15 protein-coding genes are annotated in these 16,416 nt (G+C 60.6%); 11 read left to right on the forward strand and 4 right to left on the reverse strand.

Going from position 1 to position 16,416, the window contains the following annotated elements:
- The 4 genes from ACPUD7_RS01535 to ACPUD7_RS01550 all read left to right on the forward strand — a co-directional run.
- Positions 1 to 758, forward strand: a 758-nt coding sequence (locus tag ACPUD7_RS01535) for an IS3 family transposase (protein WP_425118896.1), incomplete at its 5' end; no start/stop codon positions are given.
- A gap of 270 nt (positions 759 to 1,028) precedes the next feature.
- Positions 1,029 to 1,226 (forward strand): helix-turn-helix domain-containing protein, encoded by a 198-nt coding sequence (locus tag ACPUD7_RS01540; protein ID WP_425118897.1) that lies wholly within the window; start codon positions 1,029 to 1,031, stop codon positions 1,224 to 1,226.
- A 68-nt stretch (positions 1,227 to 1,294) separates the two neighbouring features.
- On the forward strand, positions 1,295 to 2,797 hold the full coding sequence (locus ACPUD7_RS01545; protein ID WP_425118898.1) for a hypothetical protein: 1,503 nt from the start codon (positions 1,295 to 1,297) through the stop codon (positions 2,795 to 2,797).
- On the forward strand, positions 2,794 to 3,714 hold the full coding sequence (locus tag ACPUD7_RS01550; protein WP_425118899.1) for a DNA adenine methylase: 921 nt from the start codon (positions 2,794 to 2,796) through the stop codon (positions 3,712 to 3,714). The genes ACPUD7_RS01545 and ACPUD7_RS01550 overlap by 4 nt, the downstream gene beginning before the upstream one ends.
- 187 nt (positions 3,715 to 3,901) lie before the next feature.
- On the opposite strand, the gene ACPUD7_RS01555 is transcribed toward ACPUD7_RS01550, so the two are convergent.
- From ACPUD7_RS01555 to ACPUD7_RS01565, 3 genes are read right to left on the reverse strand one after another with little or no spacing between them, the layout of a single operon-like run.
- Complete coding sequence (locus tag ACPUD7_RS01555; protein ID WP_425118900.1) at positions 3,902 to 4,792, reverse strand: serine hydrolase; 891 nt, start codon at positions 4,790 to 4,792, stop codon at positions 3,902 to 3,904.
- Positions 4,789 to 5,673 carry a serine hydrolase gene (locus ACPUD7_RS01560; protein WP_425118901.1) on the reverse strand — a complete coding sequence of 295 codons (885 nt, stop codon included), beginning with the start codon at positions 5,671 to 5,673 and terminating at the stop codon, positions 4,789 to 4,791. The genes ACPUD7_RS01555 and ACPUD7_RS01560 overlap by 4 nt, the downstream gene beginning before the upstream one ends.
- Positions 5,670 to 6,701: a LysR family transcriptional regulator gene (locus ACPUD7_RS01565; RefSeq protein WP_425118902.1), complete on the reverse strand. Its 1,032-nt coding sequence runs from the start codon at positions 6,699 to 6,701 to the stop codon at positions 5,670 to 5,672. Before ACPUD7_RS01565 ends, ACPUD7_RS01560 begins: the two co-directional genes overlap by 4 nt.
- 93 nt (positions 6,702 to 6,794) lie before the next feature.
- Between ACPUD7_RS01565 and ACPUD7_RS01570 the strand changes: the two genes are divergently transcribed.
- From ACPUD7_RS01570 to ACPUD7_RS01590, 5 genes are all read left to right on the forward strand, one after another.
- Entirely contained in the window at positions 6,795 to 8,699 is a 1,905-nt protein-coding gene (locus ACPUD7_RS01570; protein WP_425118903.1) for a penicillin-binding transpeptidase domain-containing protein, read from the forward strand.
- Positions 8,696 to 10,993, forward strand: a complete 2,298-nt coding sequence (locus ACPUD7_RS01575; protein ID WP_425118904.1) for a transglycosylase domain-containing protein — start codon at positions 8,696 to 8,698, stop codon at positions 10,991 to 10,993. Before ACPUD7_RS01570 ends, ACPUD7_RS01575 begins: the two co-directional genes overlap by 4 nt.
- A 255-nt stretch (positions 10,994 to 11,248) precedes the next feature.
- Complete coding sequence (locus ACPUD7_RS01580; RefSeq protein WP_425118905.1) at positions 11,249 to 11,404, forward strand: hypothetical protein; 156 nt, start codon at positions 11,249 to 11,251, stop codon at positions 11,402 to 11,404.
- A gap of 788 nt (positions 11,405 to 12,192) precedes the next feature.
- On the forward strand, positions 12,193 to 12,948 hold the full coding sequence (locus tag ACPUD7_RS01585) for a polysaccharide deacetylase family protein (RefSeq protein WP_425118906.1): 756 nt from the start codon (positions 12,193 to 12,195) through the stop codon (positions 12,946 to 12,948).
- Positions 12,945 to 13,505, forward strand: coding sequence for a TetR/AcrR family transcriptional regulator (locus tag ACPUD7_RS01590; RefSeq protein ID WP_425118907.1), 561 nt, complete (start codon positions 12,945 to 12,947; stop codon positions 13,503 to 13,505). Before ACPUD7_RS01585 ends, ACPUD7_RS01590 begins: the two co-directional genes overlap by 4 nt.
- Before the next feature lie 269 nt (positions 13,506 to 13,774).
- Here ACPUD7_RS01590 and ACPUD7_RS01595 read toward each other — a convergent pair whose 3' ends face one another.
- Positions 13,775 to 14,002 carry an SDR family oxidoreductase gene (locus ACPUD7_RS01595; protein ID WP_425119065.1) on the reverse strand — a complete coding sequence of 76 codons (228 nt, stop codon included), beginning with the start codon at positions 14,000 to 14,002 and terminating at the stop codon, positions 13,775 to 13,777.
- Between the two features lie 143 nt (positions 14,003 to 14,145).
- On the opposite strand from ACPUD7_RS01595, the gene ACPUD7_RS01600 reads away from it, so the two are divergent.
- On the forward strand, positions 14,146 to 14,508 hold the full coding sequence (locus ACPUD7_RS01600) for a VOC family protein (RefSeq protein WP_425118908.1): 363 nt from the start codon (positions 14,146 to 14,148) through the stop codon (positions 14,506 to 14,508).
- Between the two features lie 238 nt (positions 14,509 to 14,746).
- On the forward strand, positions 14,747 to 15,850 hold the full coding sequence (locus tag ACPUD7_RS01605) for a DNA glycosylase AlkZ-like family protein (protein ID WP_425118909.1): 1,104 nt from the start codon (positions 14,747 to 14,749) through the stop codon (positions 15,848 to 15,850).
- Positions 15,851 to 16,416 lie beyond the last annotated feature (566 nt).

The raw sequence follows: 16,416 nt of genomic DNA on the forward strand, positions 1-16,416 counted from the left end.
GGGCCGATGCGCTCTTCGATGCCCACCGCGATGATCCCGAGTTCGGGTACCGATACCTCGCCGACGAAGCCGAAGCGGCCGGCCAACCCATGGCGGCACGCACTGCGTGGCGGTTGTGTTCGGCCAATGACTGGTTTTCCGCCTTCGGTAAGGGCCGGGCGAAGAACGGGAAGAAACCCGGCCCACCCGTTCACGACGATCTGTGCGCGGTTGTCGATGCCGACGGGCGGACCAGGCACGAGTTTCGAGCTGATGGCCCGAACCAGCTGTGGTTGACCGACATTTCGGAGCACCATACGAATGAGGGCAAGCTGTACCTCTGTGCGGTCAAGGACGCCTACTCGTCGAGGATCGTTGGCTATTCGATCAGCTCGAGGATGAAGGCCCGGTTGGCTGTCGATGCCCTCGAGATGGCTGTGACCAGGCGGGGTGACGTGGCCGGATGCGTGACCCACAGCGACCGCGGCAGCCAATTCAGATCGAAGAAATTCACTCGGGCTTTGGCCTGTCACGGCATCATCGGGTCGATGGGACGAGTAGGCGCAGCGGGCGATAACGCGGCCATGGAATCGTTCTTCGCCCTGTTGCAGAAGAACGTTCTCGACCGTCGCCGGTGGACCACTCGCGACCAGTTGAGAATCGCGATCGTGACCTGGATCGAGCGGACATATCACCGACGTCGCCGACAAGCCCGGTTGGGTCGATTGACACCAGTAGAGTACGAAGCAATCATAGAGCCAGCTGCTCTCGCAGCTTGACACTCAAACTGTCACCTTTCTTTGCATCAGTCCCTTCACGATCCGCCGCATCGATCGCGGACGCGAACAGCCCCACGATCCAGCGATCCACGCCGTCGCGCACGCCCTGCTGACGAAGGACTCTTCGAGCCACGTCATGAACAGCTTTACGTGCTGAGATAGCTGCTGGATACCGGGGGCTTCAGACCGCTCCTACACTCTCTTTTACGATGAGCCTCTATTGTTGGTGATAGTCTGACGTTAAGGTCCGTAAGAGGAATTTGCGAGAAGATGGCGGAAGAACACGAAGTTCTCACAACAGAGGAGGCTGCCGCGTTGCTACGGGTCAGCACCAAGACCGTGCTCGCGCTTGCCCGCGAAGGCTCCTTGCCTGGCGAGAAGGTCGGTCGTGCCTGGCGCTTTCTCCGCGGCGACGTCATCGCATTAGTTCGAGGCAGCAAGGCCAGTGAGACAAGGCTGGAGGACTGAGTGACAGCACGAGATAAGGTCCACATGTCCCTTGCCGAACGAGGCTCTCTCGTTGAGTGGAGGACGACATGATCGACATGTCTACGTGGGAAGAGCTATTCGTCGACGTTGTGAACGACGTCCGACTCGACCCGCGAAACGTCCGACTCGACATCCCCGAGGGAGTCCCGGAATCCGACATCGTTCAGGACTTGTTCAGCAACGAGAAGGCACTTAGTCTCGTCGAAGGTATTGCCAAGGTCGGACTGTTGACACACGAGGTCCCCATCGTCCTGGAGCGTGACGGTCAACTGATCGTGGTCGAGGGAAATCGACGCGTGGCCGCACTGAAGGCCATCCAAAACCCCTACCTCGCACCCGATCACCAAGCGCGCATCGGAAAGCTCGCCCAATCGGTGCCCGATCGTGCCGCGATCCGTCGTATCGCCGTCAAGAGAGCGCCTTCGCAAGACGATGCCGACCAACTCGTAGCAGCACTTCACACCGGCACTCAGCGCGTGGCGTGGGGCCCTGCCAGGCAAGCCGCGTTCTTCCAGGCGCAGCTCGACGCCGGCAAATCGCCGGACGACCTGATCACCCGGTATCCAACGATCGACGTCCGGAAGTTCATCACGCGGAGCAAGATTCTCGAACTGTTTCGCACCGTCACTTACGACGACCCCTCATTGGGCGACTACGCGCGCAAACGTCGCTTCCCAGTGTCGACCCTCGCGCGCCTCTACGAGAACGAGAAGTTCCTCGACCTCGCCGGAATCGACATTCAGAACGGCACAGGAGAAGTCTCCCTCGTCTCAAGCGCCAGCTTGTTCAAGCGAATCGCGACAAAGATCGTGAGCGACATACGCGACGGCGTGATCAACACTCGCACCCTTAACAAGACCTCAAGCGACCGTTACATCGAGTACATGGACGCCCTACGCGACCTAGTCGATGAGCGCGGAGACGACGAGCCCGCCAACGGCGAGTCGTACAGCACACACTCCGACGTGTCGAACTCCCCGGCGAACGGAAGTCAACGCTCTGGCTCCGACGGTCAGGACCAGGGAACGCACGCTCGTGACGGCGCAGGTAGCGACTCTCCGGGATCGAACGACACTGGACGGGACAAGCCGAAGCCGCTTCCGCGGAAGAGGAACTACCTCTCCACCGACAACCTAACGGTCCCCACGTCGTTCCCCGCTTCAATACACGAGATCGTCAAGGAACTATCGGCGATCAACATCCAGCGCTTTCCAAACGCGACGCTCGATCTACTGCGAACCTTCCTGGAAAAGACGATCAAGGCCCACGCTGAGGTGCTCGGCGAGGAGATCAAAAAGAGCTCAAACGAACAAGGCTTCGTGTACCTCTCAAACTGCCTCGTCTGGCTCGAACAGCACTTTAAGTCCACCGGACAGACCGCATTCATCCAGCCCGTTCAGAAGATCCGGAGTGGACGCCACGGCTTTGTGGGCTCCAAAGCACATCTCGACGCTACGAACCATAACCATCACATTGTTGCTACACCCGACGACGTTCGTGAATGCTGGGCGACCATCGAAAGCGTCATGAAGGCGGTCCTCAAACCATGACTAAAACAGCGGCATCTGCGAGTAAACGAGTAACCATCTCACCGTTGCGTTACCCCGGCGGAAAAGGCCTGCTTTACTCGCGCCTGCGGACCATCATTCGAGAAAACGACCTCACCTCAAGCGTGTACGTCGAACCCTACGCAGGAGGAGCAGGCGCGGCTCTCGCACTGCTCGTCTCCGGTCAGGTTGAGCGAATCGCGATCAATGACCTTGATCCTGCCGTTTTCGCGTTCTGGAACGCAGTCGTGACTCAGCCTGACGAGTTCACCGCGCTGCTCAATAGTGTCGAGCTCTCCGTCGATGAGTGGGAACGACAGCGCGAAATCTATTTGACCTCCGCCCGTGATGACTACCTCACGCTCGGCTTCGCAACCTTCTATCTCAATCGAACCAATCGCTCAGGTGTACTGAACGGCGGACCCATCGGCGGGAAGGACCAGACAGGCAACTACAAGATCGACGCTCGATTCAACCGCGCAGGTCTAACCGAGCGTATCCGTCTGATCGCGTTGCACGCTGGCCGCATATCCGTGACCAACGAGGATGGCTTACGCGTCATCGAGCGGTACTCGGACCGCGATGACGCCTTCATCTATGCCGATCCGCCCTACTTCGAGAAGGCGGGATCGCTTTACCTCAATGCTTTCCGAGACTCCGATCACCGCGCTCTCGCCGGCTGCCTGAAAGACGTGCAACGGGCAAAGTGGATTCTCACCTACGACAATGTGCCTCAGGTCGCAGAACTCTACTCAGATCTGCGCAGGAGACTCTTCGCATTGAACTATTCGGCTCACCGCGTGATGAAAGCCAGCGAAATCATGGTGTTCTCGTCGGATCTAACTATTCCCGAAGAGATCGAGTCTGCCCATGCCGGCCTCGCGCATGCGGCAGACGCCCTTTTTGAAGGAGCACGCTGAGGTCGCAGCTCGACACACTTTAGCCCGACTGGCTCTGTAAAACCCGCTAACCTAGGTATCCCTGACGTGAAGTCCACCGTCGAGGACCCAGCAATTGCCTATCACTACGCGCAGAACTACCAGATACTCAATGCGACCGCGACGTCCGTTAGCCCCACCTGACAAACATAGAAGGGCTATAGCCGACTCAGGCACTAAGAACGTCGAATGATCTTTGCGCTATCTCGACTACGATGTCTTCGGAAGCGGCCGGAGAGTCTGTGAATACGGAGAGGCAGCCGATGGCTCGATCATTTGCAATGAAGATAGCGACGTCGTTGAACGCGCCGTCGCCGCTTGTGCCGGTTTTGTGGACGAGGTCTACTCCAGCAGGTGCGACGGCAGCGATGCGTTTATCGTCCCGAGCCGGCAGCCATGAGAACAGCGCGTGACGATCTTCATTGCTTAGGGTTTCAGAGATCGATAGTGCCAGCCGTCCGAAGGACTCCGCCGTGGTGGTGTCGAGTGCCCCGTCATGGATGTTCATCTCCGTCTCATAACGATCGAAGCGGGTGATCTCATCGCTGAGGGACCGCACGAACCTCGTGAGCGTAGTCAGCCCTCCTACTGCGTCGATGAGCAAGTTGGCGGCAGTGTTGTCGCTCTTGCTCGCTGTGGCCTCGCACAATTCGGCTATCGTCGCCCTGTGACCAGAGTCGTTCCTGGTGACTGGTGAGTGACCAATGAGATCCGAAGTCTCCCAGGAGATCGTGGAGGCGAGGTCGATCCTCCCGCGTGCTGCTTGTTGGAGGGCTGTGGCCACTAGGACTAGCTTCATCGTTGAGCACATGCGCAGACGCGTGTTCGGTTGATGTGTCACGGTCTGTCCGTAGAGAGTTCCCCAGACGCCGTAAGTTCCGTCTGGGAGGTCGCTCAGATCGAGCTGCTGAGTGGTGTCCTCCTGAGACCGCGCGTGGCTCGCTGGCGGAGAAGTCGCACTGCTTGAGGGGTCGGGAGCCTCCGTTCGTGCGGTGCATCCGCCGAGAATCGCTGCAGCGCCTGCGATCAGAGCTGCGCGTCTGTTCATCGGGGAATTCATGAGGACCTTAGGTGTTCGACGGCGAGGCGAGCACAATAACCGATCGAGGCATCGAGCTCTGGTTGGGAGAAGGTCGCGATCCGGGACCGGGTGAACACCGCGATACTGAACGCCCGTCCGTCCGCGTCGATGATGATGCCAGCTTCGTGACGGAAGTTGAGGAAGGTTCCGGTCTTGCCATAATACTCAACCGAATCCATGGGGAATCCGGCAGCGATCCGGTGCCTGAGCAATTGCTTCTTGAGGAAGTCGCGCAAGGTCGCGCAACCGCGCGGTCCCAGGAGCTCATCGGTGTGGATGAGCTCGAACAGCTTCGCCACTCCGCGTGCCGTACCGGTGTTAAACGCCGAATCGGGAAAGCGCGGGATCCCGGATGAACGCAGATCATTGGTGGCAAGGACGAGAGCCTCCACCTCGTTGCCCGCGGCCACTTCGTCGATGACCGCATAGAGATGGGACATGGGAGAATCGATGTGGAGCGATCTAATGCCCCGCTCGCTGAGGAGATCAGCGATGCGCTCAGCACCGACGATCCTGAAGAGCGTGTCCGCCGCAGCGTTGTCACTCACGGCCAAGGCCATGGCGGCCAGATCCCGGACGCTCATCGTCACCGGGTCCTGCAGGCTGGAGATCCCCGTCCCACCCGGCGTCGAGCCTCGTGGATCCACCTCGACCCGGCGCTGAAGGTCGATTTCTCCCGTCTCCCCGGCTCTGATGAGAGCGGCGACGAGGGCGACTTTGGCCACCGAGGCGAGGGGGATCCTCGCGGACGCCTTGATGTCTAGTCTGTTGTGGGTGCTGAGGTCCTCGGCGTAGAGATACCCTTGGGCACCGAGTCCGGACCAGATCGCGTCGATCTCGTCGACGATCGCCTCGTTCATGGGGCGGGGAACAATCGCTCATCGGCATAGTCACGGCGGACATGTGCGCGTCTGTGGTGGTCGAGATGTGTGTGCGCTCCGAGCACGGCGGCGACCGCCTCCTTGAGTTCTGGATCGGCGGACAGAGCCTCGGCCAAATCGAGGCGGGAGGAGTTCACGACTTCGACGGGTCTGACGAAGACTTCGGCGTGAAGTCGTCTGAAGGGAAGCGAGTTCCTCCTTGCCGTGGACTCGGTGCACATGAGTACAGAGCGGTGAGTAAATACATGCGTGATGGCATCGAATTCGGTGTCTGTCACCTGCAACTGCCGCAAGTGGATGCCCTTTGTCACGAGAGGAGTGAGGAGTCGGGGGTCGTCCAGCAGGCCCGAGTCTTCGGGGAGGAGAAGAATCTTCTCTTCCTCGACGCGTGAGGCGATTCGGGAGAAACCCATTCCTGCAGGCATCCCGCGCAGGTCTCCGATGTCGATTGGCCGGTCGGCGTCTGCCGTGAATCGAGATTCCTCCTCGACCGCGAAACGGGTGGAGGCAACGACCATGTCGACAGCGAGGTCCGTGGGCAGCCTGTGCCCTGTTACTGCCGGTGGCTCACCCAGCGCGCCAACGACGACTCCTGCGTCGAGCTCGCCCGTGTCGATTCGTTCGACGAGCGCGTCAGGCTGGTCGGGAATCAGTCGGAGCGGAACCTCGCCGAGGCGCAAACGATCACCCACCTCAGCGAGGGCGGCGGGATTGAGCTGACCGGCGACTCCGACAACGAGTTCGACGCTCGGGGGCCGCGTGAACTCGGCAAGCCGATCGATGCGGTGGAGGATCTCGCGTGCCTCCGGAAGGAGGGTGCTGCCCGCCGCGGTGAGTTCGATGCGCCTGCGTCTGCGGTCGAATAGTCGGACTCCGAGACGCTTCTCGAGTTCTCCCACACCCCGGGAGAGCGGGGGTTGGGCCATTGCGAGATGCTCCGCTGCCCGAGTGAAGTTCTCATGCTCTGCCACGGCAACGAACATTTCGAGCGATCTCAGCAGGTTCACATCCCTACTCTAACTGGTCATATATCAGAAATGCCATAGTTTATCTCTGATGTGATATTGGACATGATTGGCATGGATTCCCACGATGGAGTCATGAAACGTAGCACCCGTCTCATCGCTTCCCTCTCGTGCGGAGCTCTCCTCCTGGGCACCGGGGTAATTGCCCTGAGGTCGCTGCCCTTCTTACCTGAGGTCGCCGCTCGGCAGCTCGCCGCGGATCTGGAATCCGGCTCGTTCACCTCGCAGGTCTGGACCGATCCCGAGTCCGGAGGCACCAAGGCAGGCGATCGCTATCAGGAGATCGTCTCCGGGCTCAAGGACGCAAACGTCGAACTGAAGGATGTCGCGGTCGTCTCGGTGGACGAAGAAAACGGGGTGTCCCGCGTGAGCCTCGAATGGACGTGGGAGAGTCGAGATGCAGCCTCCACCGGAGCAGACTGGAAGTACAGAACGGAGGCGCAGCTCATCCACTCGGACTCCTTATGGAAGACGGACTTCGGCAGCGAGCTCATCCACCCGGACCTCTCCAATGGAGAGACACTGCAGGCGCGGGCGACTGCCGGCGAACGGGGGCGAATCCTCGGCGCCGACGACGAGGCGCTCGTGTCCCAGGGGCCCGTCGTCGATGTGGGCCTGCATCCCAGCCACATGGGCAAGGACTCCGAGGGCACCTACGAAAGGCTGTCCGATGCGCTCGATGTCGATGCGGATGCGTTGAAGAAGAGAGTCGAGTCCGCCGATCCGGAGGCCTTCGTGCCTGTCATCACCCTGCGCGAGGACGACTACCAACTTGTCAAAGTCGACATCCACTCCCTCCCAGGTGCGGTCTTCCGCGAACGCACCCAGCCTCTGAGCAGGTCGAAAGGTTTCGCCGCCGCGACCCTGGGCAGCGTCGGCACGGCTACCACCGAGGACATAGAACGTGATCCCGATAATGTCACTGAGGAATCGGAGATCGGCAGGTCCGGAATCCAGGCAGCATTCGATAAGACCCTGCGGCCTGAGGCCGGACTCTCAATCGTTGCCGGCGAGTTGGGGGCCGATGCTTCGGCTGAGACCGTGCATTCCTTTGGGGCTGGTAAGGGCCGGGATGTGCGGACGACGTTGGATGTCGGTGTGCAGACGGCGGCGGACTATGTTGTGCGGAAGTCCGAGAAGCCCGCTGCCATCGTCGCCGTGCGTCCGAGCGATGGGCATGTGCTGGCCGTGGCGAACCACGATCCAGCCGGGCTCGGATGGGACCGGGCCCTTCAGGGCCGTTACCCGCCTGGTTCGGTGTTCAAGATCGCAAGCGGACTGGCGATGCTCGATCGGGATGTCACGGCTTCAACCGTACTCGACTGTCCGAAGACGACGAACGTGCATGGCAAGTCCTTTAAGAATGCGGAGGACCACGTGCTGGGTTCGGTGCCCTTCGAGGAGAGCTTCGCCGAGTCTTGTAATACAGCTTTCGTCAACTCGGCCACGGACGTGAGTAGCGCTGACATTGTCCGTGCCTCGGCGGATCTGGGGATGAGGTCCACCGATATCGGCATCGATGCTTTCCTCTCCGACGTCCCCGAGGTAGGCGATCCGGTCGAGCACGCCGCCTCCATGATCGGCCAGGGCAAGGTCCTCGCCAGCCCGTTGGGCGTGGCCACGATGTCCGCCTCGGTGGCGGCCGGCCACACCGTCGCTCCGATCCTCATCCGGTCCGATCGATCCAACGCCCCGGCCACCCGGGACTTTGACTCCGAGCATCTCAACGAGGTGCGTTCGATGATGAGGATGACGGTGACGGAGGGGACCGCCAGTACGCTCAGTGAGGTTCTCGGCAAACCGGTCTATGGCAAGACGGGGACCGCGGAATATGGCTCCGAGGTTCCTCCGCGCACGCATTCCTGGTTCGCGGGCTTCCAAGGAGACCTCGCCGTGGCAGTGCTCGTCGAGGATGGCGGCTTCGGGGCCGAAGCAGCGGTTCCGATGGCCAAGCGATTCTTTCAAGAGATGAACTCATGAAACTGGCAAGAAACCTCATGGCCTTTTGCGGCCTGTCAATGGTATCCGGACTGGTTGCTGCGGGAGTGTTCATTCCCGTGGCGGGAGCAGGTGTCGCTACCGCCGATGCCGGACTAGAACTGTTCGACAGCTTGCCGAAAGAACTCGAGGAGCGAGAGCTCGCGCAGCCCTCCCGCCTGCTCACCAACGACGGGGAGAAAATCGCGGACTTCTACTGGCAAAATCGCAAGGAGGTGGCGCTCAACGAAATCTCCTCGCCGATGAAACAGGCCACCTTGGCAATCGAAGACCATCGGTTCTATGATCACGGGCCGGTCGACCTCGAAGGCGTGGCCCGAGCGGCTGCGACGAACGCTCTTTCCGGCTCGCGGCAGGGAGGATCCACCCTTACGCAGCAGTACGTGAAGAACGTGCTCATCGCCAACAGCCAGGCTGATGACGACGAGTCCGGGATCGAAGCCGCCCGTGAAACCTCCGGGGGAGCTGGAATCGCCCGAAAACTGCGGGAGATGAAGCTCGCGGTCGCGGTCGAGAAGAAGTATTCGAAGGACGAGATCCTCGAACGCTACCTCAACATCAACAGCTATTCGGGCTCACCGAATGCCTACGGAGTGCAAGCGGCAGCACAGCAATACTGGGGAATCGATGCCGATGAACTCGACGTGGCCCAATCCGCGACTCTGGCGGGAATCGTCCGCAACCCCACGCGCTACAATCCGCAACGCAACCCGGACGACGTGCTCGAACGTCGCAATGTGGTTCTGCAGAAGATGCATGAGCACGGTTTCATCGACCGGACTGAATACGACAAAGCCCGAGAGGCCGGGCTTAGCCTCGACCTCACGACTACACCCAATGGTTGCCAGGCAGCAGGGGACCTCGCCTATTTCTGCGAGTACATCCAGCACGAGATCAAAGCGAATCCGGCCTTTGGGAAGACCGTGGAGGAGCGCACCAACCTGCTCAAAAGGGGTGGGCTGACGATCCGCACCTCCCTTGACTCCGCTCTGCAAAAGAAGGCGGTCGAATCGGTGCGCAAACGCCTACCGGTCGCAGACCCTTCGGGTGCCGGACAGGCGCTCGTCTCCGTCGATGTGACCACCGGTGGCATTCTGGCGATGACCCAGAACACTGAGTACTCCTCCAGCGAGGAGAAGAAGTCAGGGCACACCTCAGTCAATTACTCAGTGGACGCGAATGTCGGCGGAGGCAACGGTTTCCAGCCCGGATCGACATGGAAGCCGTTCGTGCTGGCCAGCTGGCTGCAGGACGGTCGGGGACTCGGCGACGCCGTCAACGGCTCGGGGTCGAACTACACCGGTTTCTCCACCGAGGGCTGCGACGGGCGCAACTATGCCGCGAACGGGTACAACCCACGCAATGCCGGAGACTCCCACGGGGTGGGAGGAAGCATGACAGTCCTTGACGCGACACAGAAATCGGTGAACAAAGCCTATGCGGATATGGCCTCAAAACTGAACATGTGCGATATCCGGGACACCGCCTCGTCGCTGGGAGTCCATTTGGGCACCGGAGGGCAGCTCGGCTCACAGAAGCTCGGCGACGGAACCGAACAGGTGCTCTATCCTTCGTCGATCCTCGGCACGGTTTCGGTATCACCGCTGACCATGGCCAGCGCCTACACCGCTTTCGCCAATCACGGGAAGCGATGCGAGGCGCGCGGAGTGGTCTCGGTCAAAGACGATGACGGTAAGCCTGTCAACGTGGGCGCGAAGAATTGCAAACGGGTTCTCGACCGGGAAGTCGCTGACACCGTCGCATATGCCCTGTCCCAGACGTTCAACGGTGGGACAACGAGCAAGTTAAGGATTTCCGCACCGGCGGCGGCGAAGACCGGCACGACGAACTTCGAGGTCGGAGCCAGCTGGCTGCTTGGATTCACTCGGGGAATCTCGACGGCAGTATGGACCGGGGATCCCGAGGGAGTGCGCGATTGGCGCAGCAATCAGAAGGGACGGATGCCTCGAGTTGTCTACGGAGAGACTGTCTCAGGTCCGACCTGGCGGGAGTTCATGGGCTATGCGGCGAACCGTTATGAGACCGGTGCTTTTCCAAAAACGGCGCGTGCGGGGTCCAGCGGTGAGACAGGAGAGGGTGGCCCGGATGCTCGATCTGGTCCGGGTACTGACTCTGGGCCCGCCAGCACAGAGGATGGTTCCCGCTCAGGAAGCGCGGACTCGAGTTCTGGCCCGGGCCGAACCGGAAGCGAAGAAGAGCAGGATTCTGACGGTCAGGGTTCGGAGAACGACTCCCCGGGGCTCGGCGGTGGATGAGTGGATTCGCAAAACGACAGCACATCACAGAGCGGTCGGGAGTCGTTCGACCATCCGACTGGGGAGGCGACGCGGATGCGAACATTGCCTCTTTTGTCGAAACAGCGCTCAATCACGGGCGCCGCTATTGCGGGAATCCTGGCACTGGTCGTTCTTGCAGTGCCGATCGTGCTGTTCGCTTTCCTCGGGTTGATCTCATGGTCGGGTGGGTGGTTCCTTGACTACTCTCCACCTAACAGACAGGAATCGGTGCTTATGTTCGCGCTAGCCGGGTTGCTCATCGTCGACGTGATGCTGTGGGCGTGGGCAGGTCTGCGAGGATTCCCCGTACTGCTAAGCACCGTGGCAGCCATCCCGCCTACGGTGCTCGGCCTCGTCTATGTCATCGGGGTCCTCTCGGGGGCCTACTAACGGATCAGGGAAGGGCCAGTTCCCAGATCCTCAGAGTGGAGCCTGACGTGCCGGTGGTGGCGGTCTTCGATCGCGACGACCCCAGCACTCACGACTCCGATGGTCAATGTCGCGCTAAGGTGCGTTTCCGTTAGCCGTAGCCACGTCAAGATCGCCCCCGTTACCTTTGTGGTAGCTACAGCATCCGTCAAGGCAAAAGTGGTCGCTGGTCTGAGGACCCCTATTGCTGAACACATCCTTGACCGCGCACATGTCGCAATCTCTGAGGGAATCGATCTCATTAAGCACGTTCTCCATGTCGGTCCGGTAGGGGCATATCAGTTGCAGGCAGCAATCTCAGCAGTACATTCCGAAGCCACCACATGAGAATAGACTGATTGGGAACCGATCGTGGAGCTCTAAGCCATGCTTGCTCACGTGACATCGTCGCCGACGGTGAAGTTGAACTATGCGGTGGCCAACATCGAAGCGAGAAGGCCAGAAAGCGCATTGAGCTTACTCGACCCGCGCCTCGATGAGCCACGCACGAGGCGAAATCATCGCCTGTACAGTGTAGGTGCATCGATACTCAAGTCCTGCTGACGTCATCATAAGGCACTGATTGCTTATCGTCGGGCCAACAGTCTTTGCACGAGCATTCCCTAGCAACGGCATCTCAACAGCCAGATTAGGCGCCTGCAACCCATGATCGATTCTGCCACCGTAACCGCCGACTCGCAGCCTCTCAGTCCGGACGAATTTTCTTCGAGGACTTGACCACAAAGAGTGTGATCGCTTCAATTGATACTATGTCTCATAATCTTGATGTGCCATCTACTCGCCGCAGGAGTCGTAGGCGTCGCCGAAGGTTTGTCGTAGCCGTAGCGATCGCCCTCGTCGTTCTGTTCGTGGTCGCGTATGGCGTCAAGCGGGTGATTCAAACGCGTTCGTGGCAAGTGGCCGGAGAACTCATCAGCCGAGTAGAGACCGACGAACGCGTCGTGGCACTGACATTCGACGACGGCCCAACTGACTCCGATGCAGATGCTGTCCTCGATGTGCTCGCTGACCGTGATGTGCCAGCAACGTTCTACGTCAACGGCAAAGAAGTCGAAGGCAGCGGTTCCACCATGCGGCGAATCATCGAGGGTGGGCATGAGATCGGCAACCATACATGGAATCATCGGCCCATGGCATTCGTCTCACCCTCAACGGTCGCAGAGGAGATCGAACCCACCGATGAAGTCATTCGCGCCACTGGATACGACGGGCCCCTGACTTTCCGACCCCCACATGGCAAGAAACTCCTCACCTTACCGCTCTACTTGGCAAAGCATGACCGCCTCACGGTTACTTGGGACGTCGCCTACGAAGACTGGTCGGGCAACCCACAGAGCAGTGACGAACTCGTCAATGCAACCGTCGACAACACCCAGCCCGGGTCGATCATCCTTCTGCACCCCTGGTTCGGCAGAACCACCACTCAGAAAGCGATCGGCCCTGTAATCGATCGGCTGAAGGAGCAGGGCTATAGCTTCGTCACGGTCTCAGAGCTCATCGGATGAGACCCCGTGCCACCTCCAGGGATCACATCGACGACATCGCGCTCAAGCTCTTCCTCGACCACGGCTATCCCAATGTCACCATCGAAGACTTGATCAGTGCCTGTGGTGTGTCGCGGCCGACCTTCTTCCGCTATGTGCCTTCGCGTGATGCGCTGGTGCTTGATCACATCGCTGCATTCGGCGAACAGGTGGCGGGCCTTGTGCGCGACAGCGATGGTCAGTACGCCTGGGAAGTGCTGCGTGAGGCGACGTGCGCAGCAATCGAATCTCTCGACCCGGAGTCGCGAGCGGGTATGGCGTTTCGCATCCTGCAGGCCTCACCGGGTATCCGTTCGTCAGCTCTTGAACTCACCCGGACCTGGCGAAACCAACTCACGGACGCACTCGTGGACAGTTCACACTATGACGGTGATGCGGAACGATGCGAGGCAGCCGCCGCCATGGCGATCGGTCTGTTCCAGATGACATGGGCGAGGCCTCGAGCAAGTACTGAGATTCTCCGGTATGCGTTCAACGAGGCGCCCTCCCTCACGGCGCCTCGATCCGACCTGGACTGAGCAGTTTAAGAACAAGAGTCTTCAAGATACCACTTGCCTTAAAACATAAAGGCACCCCCACCGGTCACACCGCCTTCGCTCAATCCGAGAGAATATTTCCGCATCGCCGATTCCGGAGGCTGCGGGTGCAGTCTATTCTGTCTCTTCTGACTCGGGTTCTAGGTCTCTAAGCCGGTAGGAAGGTGCATGGTCACAACTACCGGTGCTTGGGCCAGGGATCACCGGAGCGTCGGGCCTCGCCTACAGCTCGTGCTCATCGAACGGTCGGCTTAGCGCTTGCTCAGCCCGCCGTCGACGAAGTATCGGGAGCCGATGACGTAGGCGGCGTCGTCACTGAGCAGGAACAACGCGACCGAAGCGGCTTCGTCGGGTGTGCCGGCTCGACCGAGCAGGACGCGGCCGATGACGTCGCGGTTGAACGCCTCGCGGGTGTCCTCGTCCATGAAGCGTCGGAAGTCGGTGTCGACATTGCCGGGGACGAGGACGTTGACCCAGATGTTTCTCGGTGCTGGTCAGGAGAGCTTCATCTGATCGTCCACCGACTCGAGTCACCAACTTCGACAGAAGCCAGTGGACGGCGGGCTTCCATCGATCACTGGCATGCTTGCTGCTCTCGAGGCTGGTCGAATAGTCTGTGACGATGATCACGCACATCGGCACTGCAATGCTGTACGTATCGGATCAGGACGAGTCGCTGAAGTTCTACCGCGACCTCCTCGGCTTCTCGGTCGTCACCGACCAGGACATGGGTGGGGGAGCCCGGTGGCTGGAAGTCGCCCCACCCGACGGCTCGACCACGATCGCGCTGCACGATGCCGTCGCCGATGGCAAGCAGCCCGGCGAGGGTGCTTACCTGACCTTCGCATGCGACGACGTCGCCGCCACCGTCGACGAGCTCCGCAGCAGAGGAGCGGAGGTCACCGACCCGGACGAGCAGCCATGGGGGACGTTCGCCTTCATCGAGGGCCCCGACGGGCATCGCGTCCAAATCCACCAGAAGTAGGCATTCCTCCCGGCTCCCGGACGTCGATCACATGGGAGCGGGCATATTGACATGTGGCATTACGGACCACAACGAGCAGTGTCGACGCCCGGACACGCAGCGCGAGCGGCGACCCGCGCGCTGACGAAACAAGAACTCGGCGAAGGTCTTTGGGGTGAGTCCTCCTCCATGCTGCCACGGTGCGCGGGGCTCCCGTGAGCGAGCTGGTCGATGATGTGCCGCTGTTATCCTGAGGGACATGCTGGATCGTGAAAGGACGCTTGCGTGGCGTGCTTCGTGTCAGGCGTTGGACGCTGTCGAGAACCTGGATGCCAGCGACATCGTCCGGCGCGTCGTGGCGATGCGGGGATGGCCGTCGAACCTGGCAGAGATGACAGTCGCTGTTCGGCAGACGCGAGCGGAAGCGGGAGCGCTGGGCGAGGCTCTGGCAGAAGGCCGCGTCATCCGCAGCTATGCGTTCCGTGGCGGCTCATACGTCTTCACCCACGAGATCGGTGCGCTCCTGCTGTCCATTCGCACCATCACGCGCGTCTGGGAGACGCGACGCTGGCAACAGCAGGGCGGTTTCGCCCTGGACGACTGGGAGCCGCTGCGAGAGGAAGTGTGCGCAGTCCTGGCATCCGGGCCGAAGACCCGCGATGAGATCAGCGCCTATTTGGCGCGCATACCCTCCTTGAATCACCTCACCGTGGGGGCATCCGGGGCCGGGGCTGACAGTCTTTACAAGCCGTTGCACTGGTGGGGCGACATCTGTTTCGGGCCGACGCGTGATGGGCAGACGACTTTTCGTCTGCTGGCGGGCGACCCACGCTGGCCGGGGCCTCTCGACGTTGACGAAGCGGGCCGCCGCGCCATCATGCTGTATCTCGGAGCCTATGGGCCCGCACACTTCGACAACTTGGTCTACTGGTTCACCGAAGGACTCGGCGTACCCCGGCGACGATTGTCTAAATGGCTGGACGACTTAGACGGGGAAGTGGAGCAGGTGACGGTCGGTTCGCGGCTGTGCTGCGTACCGGCCGCCGCGCTCGACGCTCTACGCACGGCCGAGCCGCTCGACACCGTTCGCCTGCTGCCGGGATTCGATCCCTGGGTCATGGGCCCGGGCACCGCAGACTCTGACATCATCTCTTCTGGTCGACGGGCGCTGGCCTCGCGCGGGAACAACCTCGTGACCTGGCGCGGCGGCGTCGCCGGCACCTGGCGGACTCGCGGGGCGGTAGCAGAGATCTCCTGGTTCAGCGAGGCTGGCCCCCCGCCGACCCCAGCAATCGACACCGAGGTCGAGCGCTTGGGGCGCATCCAGCGGCGCGAGCTGAGTCCCACGCTCAATCTGGTCTAGAGCACCAGGGGTCAGCGAATAACCGGCGCTAGCAAATGTTCATGCTGACGAGGTGCGTCAGCTGCGTCGTGCGGCCGAGTGGATAGCGGCCTCGTCGCTCGAAACGCATCGAGGGACGTCTCTAGGGATTGGACAAGTTGGTGAGACGAAAGCTGTCTCGTCTTTGTGTCACAGTGCAGGTCAACGTGCTGCACTGCTGACAAGTTCGGTGAGATCCTACAGCCGTGTAGGTTCTCGGATTTCGTATCGGAATCTCAATTTCGTGTCGGAGCGAGAAGAGCTTTAGGCATGACAACGAGATTGTTGCTGGACACTGAACTGATGTATCTCACCGAGGAGGACACCTCGGTAGCGACGACTGTGGGTGCCGTGGACAGCACCCGTCTATCGACGGACCGACCAGTCCGGCCGCCCAGGTCGCACGCATTTCAGCGTCACTACCCAGGATTGTTCTCGTCTGCGACCACGGGCGGCCACATACTGGACATCATCAGATTGATGAAGCGCTCCGTCATCGTCGAGGTCTACCACCGGTTCGAGCACAGACGAACTCAAAAGTTGACGAC

The organism is Brevibacterium sp. FAM 24630 (assembly GCF_049804075.1).
Lineage (GTDB): Bacteria > Actinomycetota > Actinomycetes > Actinomycetales > Brevibacteriaceae > Brevibacterium.

Bases quoted from the DNA above. Each gene is read 5' to 3' on its own strand.
- ACPUD7_RS01540 (WP_425118897.1), top strand. From the start codon at position 1,029: ATGGCGGAAGAACACGAAGTTCTCACAACAGAGGAGGCTGCCGCGTTG.
- ACPUD7_RS01545 (WP_425118898.1), top strand. From the start codon at position 1,295: ATGATCGACATGTCTACGTGGGAAGAGCTATTCGTCGACGTTGTGAAC.
- ACPUD7_RS01550 (WP_425118899.1), top strand. From the start codon at position 2,794: ATGACTAAAACAGCGGCATCTGCGAGTAAACGAGTAACCATCTCACCG.
- ACPUD7_RS01555 (WP_425118900.1), bottom strand. From the start codon at position 4,792: ATGAATTCCCCGATGAACAGACGCGCAGCTCTGATCGCAGGCGCTGCA.
- ACPUD7_RS01560 (WP_425118901.1), bottom strand. From the start codon at position 5,673: ATGAACGAGGCGATCGTCGACGAGATCGACGCGATCTGGTCCGGACTC.
- ACPUD7_RS01570 (WP_425118903.1), top strand. From the start codon at position 6,795: ATGAAACGTAGCACCCGTCTCATCGCTTCCCTCTCGTGCGGAGCTCTC.
- ACPUD7_RS01575 (WP_425118904.1), top strand. From the start codon at position 8,696: ATGAAACTGGCAAGAAACCTCATGGCCTTTTGCGGCCTGTCAATGGTA.
- ACPUD7_RS01580 (WP_425118905.1), top strand. From the start codon at position 11,249: ATGTTCGCGCTAGCCGGGTTGCTCATCGTCGACGTGATGCTGTGGGCG.
- ACPUD7_RS01585 (WP_425118906.1), top strand. From the start codon at position 12,193: ATGTCTCATAATCTTGATGTGCCATCTACTCGCCGCAGGAGTCGTAGG.
- ACPUD7_RS01590 (WP_425118907.1), top strand. From the start codon at position 12,945: ATGAGACCCCGTGCCACCTCCAGGGATCACATCGACGACATCGCGCTC.
- ACPUD7_RS01600 (WP_425118908.1), top strand. From the start codon at position 14,146: ATGATCACGCACATCGGCACTGCAATGCTGTACGTATCGGATCAGGAC.
- ACPUD7_RS01605 (WP_425118909.1), top strand. From the start codon at position 14,747: ATGCTGGATCGTGAAAGGACGCTTGCGTGGCGTGCTTCGTGTCAGGCG.